Here is a 5,005-nt window from a genome sequence, read left to right on the forward strand (position 1 = left end):
AAGTTAAGCTCTTCAGCGCCGATGGTAGTTGGGACTTTGTCCCTGTGAGAGTAGGACGTCGCTAGGCTTATATTATATTATCGCGGGGTGGAGCAACGAGCGTTGCATCATCGAAATAACTGCGAGTTGTCCCGACGCACAAAGCATCTAGAATTCGCTAGTAGAGGAAGGGACAGTCTTCTGTAACTTAGCGCATGACAAAAAACTTTATACTTTTATTATCGCGGGGTGGAGCAGTCTGGTAGCTCGTCGGGCTCATAACCCGAAGGTCGTAGGTTCAAATCCTGCCCCCGCAACCAAATGGTCCCGTGGTGTAGCGGTTAACATGCCTGCCTGTCACGCAGGAGATCGCCGGTTCGATCCCGGTCGGGACCGCCATATTTTACAAACATACGAAACTTGAGGTTTCGTTTTTTTATTTTATAAAAAGTAATAGGGTTGAGTTTTGCCACAGCATTTCATGTTGTGGTTTTTCTATTTATGGGAATAATGATTAGTAAGTAAAGGAAAAGAGATAGGGATTAGATAAAATTGTTTCATTGATATAATGAAGGGCAAAATGCGGTTAGAATTCAATTGAAAAACCCTTCATAAGGAATATGAAGGGGAAAAGAAGCGAAGAATCCCGTCTAAATTCTTTTCATTTGGGGTATGAAGGGCAAAAAAGGCGATGAATCTCAATCAAAAGTCTTTCATCAAGCCAATGAAGGACCGAACGTACCGCGAGCCCTCTCGGAAAGTCCTTCATCCCATCATAGACCTTCCAAACTCCAAAATTTCATTTCTTTTTTGCTGATTTTGTTGAAATAATGTAAACTAATAGTATTGTTTGAAGGTCCTTAGGCATTGTCCTAAGGCTTTTTTTCACTACCTTACATACTATTCTTTTTGACATAATAGGAGTGACATAGATGGCTTTGCAGGATGAATTTCACTTTATTGATCAAATCAAACCGAAGCGTGTATCCCAGTCTGGTTTATTAGCGGGGATTGGTGATGATGCTGCTCTTGTTCGACCTACTCCAGAGATGGAACAAATCATTTGCATGGATACGATGGTAGAGGGGGTTCATTTCAATTCTCACACTATGGATCCTTATCAAATTGGCTATAAGGCTTTAGCTGTTAATATTAGTGATATTGCGGCGATGGGTGGGATCCCTACCTATTATTTGGTATCGATTGCGATTCCAAAGGGATGGAATGAAGCAGATTTGTTATCGATTTATGAAGGGATGGCAATGCTAGCAGATAAGTACGCGATGGATTTAATAGGTGGCGATACTGTGTCGATTGCGGATACCTTGGTGATAACCGTTACAGTTCTTGGTGAGGTTGAGAGAGGAAAGCATTTATTACGAAGCTATGCAAAGCCGGGTGATATTGTTTTTGTGACTGGGACGATTGGTGATTCAGCTGCTGGGTTGAATTTATTATTACATAATAAAAAGGAATATTCGTTTTCGGAGCAAGAGGAAACTCTTATTCGGAAACATCAATATCCGTCTCCGAGAGTAGAGATTGGCAGACTTTTATCTACTTTAGAAAGGGTCTCTTTGAATGATGTTAGTGATGGGTTAGCTAGCGAAGCAAATGAGATAGCAAAGGCTAGTGGTGTTACTTTAATACTAGATGATGATAAAATGCCATATAGCGAAGCAATTCTTACCCAGTTCAAAGAACGTGCACTAGAGTTTGCCTTTTACGGCGGAGAGGACTTTGAGTTGGTGGGGACGATGGCTGCTTCAGATTGGGATATAACACAGAAAAAGGCAAAAGAACATGGCTATATCCTTTCGAAAATTGGAACGGTTTCGGATGGTGGTCCGGCTGTATTTTTAGACCGAGCCGGGGAATTACAAAAGCTTGAAATGAAGGGGTATAATCATTTTAACTTTACCCAGCAAAAGGATCCATCCCACTAAATGGTCGGATGAATGTAAAAAGTATTCAATCTGCGCGGGGGTTAGCCCTCTGCTGAATAAAGTTAAAGCCTCCGGCGGATGCCACGATTTTTCAAAGGAAATTTTTTGAGCTGTAAGATCGAAGACTAAAGACGCCACATCCTGTGGCAACGTCTTCATGACCCACATCGTGTGGGCCTAAAAATCGGGCGCAAATACGCCGAGGCGTATTTGAAGAAATAAGGTGGATTGTATGGAAAAATTTGAGTTTATATCGAATACACCCGAAGCAACAGGGAATTTTTCTTACAGCCTGGCTGCAACGCTTAAGCCAGGAGATGTGTTAACGCTTGAGGGTGACTTAGGGGCAGGAAAAACAACCTTTACAAAAGGATTAGCAAAGGGGCTTGGCATTACTAGAACGGTGAATAGTCCAACGTTTACAATTATAAAGGAATACCAAGGGAGAATTCCTTTATATCATATGGATGTGTATCGTTTGGAGCATAGTGATGAGGATCTTGGATTTGATGAGTATTTTGATGGGGAGGGTGTGACTGTTGTTGAGTGGGCACATCTTATAGAGGATCAGCTGCCAAGCGACAGACTCACCATTAGAATTGAACACCAAGGAGATACGAAGCGTAAAATTACGGTGATACCATTTGGAGAAAGGTATCAACATTTATGTGAGGAGTTATTTGGCGAATGAAGGTTTTAGCAATAGATACGTCCAATTATGTATTAGGGGTCGCGCTTGTTGATGAAGCGAAGGTGATTGGGGAGGTTATTACAAATCTACCAAAAAACCATTCTGTCCGTGTAATGCCAACCATTGAACATTTAATGAAGGAATGTGACATAAAGCCTAAAGAACTTGACAGGATTGTGGTAGCTATGGGACCAGGTTCATATACCGGGGTGAGAATTGGAGTCACGATTGCGAAAACATTAGCCTGGTCGTTACAAATTCCGTTAGCCGGGGTATCAAGTCTAGAAGCATTAGCCGCCAATGGCAGGTACTTTAATGGCTTTATTTCTCCATTATTTGATGCAAGACGCGGCCAAGTATACACAGGGCTATATCAATATGAGGAAGAGAACCTAAATTCCATAGAAGAAGATAAAATTATATTATTATCAGAATGGGTTGAGGAGCTTAAAAAGAAAGAAACACCGGTTCTTTTTATCGGAAATGATTTGGTTATCCACAAGGAACAGATAGAAACAGATTTAGGTCAACTTGCATATGTTGCACCATACACAGATTGGAATCCAAGACCAAGTGAATTAGCGGAGTTAGGGTTGAAAAAAGAGCCTGTGGATGTTCATACATTTGTGCCAAATTATATTCGTCTGGCTGAGGCTGAAGCGAATTGGTTAGGGAAGAGGCAGGGGTAAGCATGGAAGATATCATCAATCAACAGATTTTGTTTCGCTTCATGACGTTAGAAGACATTGATGGTGTCATGAAGGTTGAGACGTCAGCATTTACTGTCCCTTGGAAGAGAGAGGCATTTTATAATGAGTTAGTTCATAATCAGTTTGCAAAGTATATTGTAATGACTGATAACAATGAAGTAATTGGGTATTGTGGGATGTGGCTTATTTTAGATGAATGCCATATTACCAATATTGCAGTCCTCCCAGAATATAGAGGACAAAAACTAGGGGAAGCTCTATTGATGCAGGCAAAGCTTTTAGCCATGCAGCATCAGGCAGTTACGATGACGCTTGAAGTTAGAGTGTCCAATCATATTGCGCAAAATCTCTATAAGAAACTTGGATTTAAGCCTGGTGGAATCCGAAAAAATTACTATACAGATAATAATGAAGATGCGCTAGTTATGTGGGTGAATTTAAATGAGTGATAATCAATTAATTATGGGAATTGAAACAAGCTGTGATGAAACGGCTGTATCAATTGTACGAAATGGACGAGAGATTTTATCAAATGTAGTTGCCTCACAGATTGAAAGTCATAAGCGCTTTGGTGGAGTTGTTCCCGAAATTGCGTCAAGGCATCATGTTGAAGCAATCACACTTGTGATTGAAGAGGCATTGAAGAAGGCTGATGTTCATTTTTCAGATCTTGATGGAATTGCGGTAACGGAAGGACCTGGTTTAGTTGGCGCATTGTTAATTGGAGTGAATGCTGCAAAAGCGGTAGCATTTGCACACGATATTCCCCTGTTGGGAGTCCATCATATTGCTGGCCATATTTATGCAAATCGACTAGTTGAAGAGCTGGAGTTTCCATTATTAGCGTTAGTTGTATCGGGTGGCCATACAGAGCTTGTTTATATGGAGGAGCATGCATCCTTTAAGGTGATCGGAGAAACAAGAGATGATGCGGCTGGCGAGGCTTATGACAAAGTGGCTAGAACATTAAGTCTTCCATATCCAGGTGGTCCTCATATTGATCGACTTGCACATGAGGGAACAGCAACAATTGATTTACCAAGAGCGTGGCTAGAAGAGGATTCATATGATTTTAGTTTTAGCGGGTTAAAGTCTGCTGTCATTAATACCCTTCATAATGCGGAGCAGCGTGGAGAAACAATCGAACCAAAGAATCTAGCAGCTAGCTTTCAGGAAAGTGTCATTGATGTATTGGTGACAAAAACTGTGAAGGCAGCGAAACAATATCATGTAAAACAAGTCCTCTTAGCTGGAGGAGTTGCGGCAAATAAAGGATTGCGGGCAGCTTTAGAACATGCTTTTACCGAAATGCCTGAAGTGAAGCTAATTATTCCACCACTTTCGCTTTGTACAGACAATGCTGCTATGATTGCTGCAGTTGGAAGTGTTTTATATGAAAAAGGGAAACGCTCAACCTATGCATTAAATGCTAATCCAGCTTTAGATATCGAGATTTAACTTTTTCGGAGAGTAGTTCCAAGTGAAAAAAACACTTGGGACTTTTTTATTTGTGTCATTGTTCGACTTTGCCAAAAATCATGTATAATACTATTTAGCTATATAAAGAAAAGGAAACAGTACATTTGTCACTTGAAAATCATAATAGAAGGTGATTGTTAATGACATCATGAAATGTCCAGAAAATGACGAGATATTTTGTCCTCATTTTGACGGAAACC

5 protein-coding genes and 2 tRNA genes are annotated in these 5,005 nt (G+C 40.7%); all 7 read left to right on the top strand.

Translation table 11 applies throughout. From position 1 onward, the window contains the following. Positions 1 to 222: 222 nt before the first annotated feature. The 7 genes from LKW28_RS22665 (at position 223) to tsaD (ending at position 4,784) form a co-directional block, all read left to right on the top strand. A tRNA-Met gene (locus LKW28_RS22665) sits at positions 223 to 299 on the top strand. A gap of 3 nt (positions 300 to 302) precedes the next feature. Next, positions 303 to 378 (top strand) — tRNA-Asp (locus tag LKW28_RS22670). A gap of 533 nt (positions 379 to 911) precedes the next feature. Beyond that, positions 912 to 1,925 carry a thiamine-phosphate kinase gene (thiL, locus tag LKW28_RS22675; protein WP_229142680.1) on the top strand — a complete coding sequence of 338 codons (1,014 nt, stop codon included), beginning with the start codon at positions 912 to 914 and terminating at the stop codon, positions 1,923 to 1,925. A 232-nt stretch (positions 1,926 to 2,157) separates the two neighbouring features. Further along, complete coding sequence (tsaE, locus tag LKW28_RS22680) at positions 2,158 to 2,616, top strand: tRNA (adenosine(37)-N6)-threonylcarbamoyltransferase complex ATPase subunit type 1 TsaE (RefSeq protein ID WP_229142681.1); 459 nt, start codon at positions 2,158 to 2,160, stop codon at positions 2,614 to 2,616. After that, positions 2,613 to 3,305 carry a tRNA (adenosine(37)-N6)-threonylcarbamoyltransferase complex dimerization subunit type 1 TsaB gene (tsaB, locus tag LKW28_RS22685; protein WP_229142682.1) on the top strand — a complete coding sequence of 231 codons (693 nt, stop codon included), beginning with the start codon at positions 2,613 to 2,615 and terminating at the stop codon, positions 3,303 to 3,305. The genes tsaE and tsaB overlap by 4 nt, the downstream gene beginning before the upstream one ends. Positions 3,306 to 3,307: 2 nt before the next feature. After that, the gene (rimI, locus tag LKW28_RS22690) at positions 3,308 to 3,775 is read left to right on the top strand and encodes a ribosomal protein S18-alanine N-acetyltransferase (RefSeq protein WP_267498115.1); all 468 of its coding nucleotides are present in this window, start codon (positions 3,308 to 3,310) and stop codon (positions 3,773 to 3,775) included. Beyond that, on the top strand, positions 3,768 to 4,784 hold the full coding sequence (tsaD, locus tag LKW28_RS22695) for a tRNA (adenosine(37)-N6)-threonylcarbamoyltransferase complex transferase subunit TsaD (RefSeq protein ID WP_229142683.1): 1,017 nt from the start codon (positions 3,768 to 3,770) through the stop codon (positions 4,782 to 4,784). The genes rimI and tsaD overlap by 8 nt, the downstream gene beginning before the upstream one ends. Positions 4,785 to 5,005: the final 221 nt, after the last annotated feature.

It is taken from the genome of Bacillus sp. REN16 (assembly GCF_020731355.1).
GTDB lineage: Bacteria > Bacillota > Bacilli > Bacillales > Bacillaceae_L > Ferdinandcohnia.

Bases quoted from the DNA above. Each gene is read 5' to 3' on its own strand.
- thiL (WP_229142680.1), top strand. From the start codon at position 912: ATGGCTTTGCAGGATGAATTTCACTTTATTGATCAAATCAAACCGAAG.
- rimI (WP_267498115.1), top strand. From the start codon at position 3,308: ATGGAAGATATCATCAATCAACAGATTTTGTTTCGCTTCATGACGTTA.
- tsaD (WP_229142683.1), top strand. From the start codon at position 3,768: ATGAGTGATAATCAATTAATTATGGGAATTGAAACAAGCTGTGATGAA.
- tsaB (WP_229142682.1), top strand. From the start codon at position 2,613: ATGAAGGTTTTAGCAATAGATACGTCCAATTATGTATTAGGGGTCGCG.
- tsaE (WP_229142681.1), top strand. From the start codon at position 2,158: ATGGAAAAATTTGAGTTTATATCGAATACACCCGAAGCAACAGGGAAT.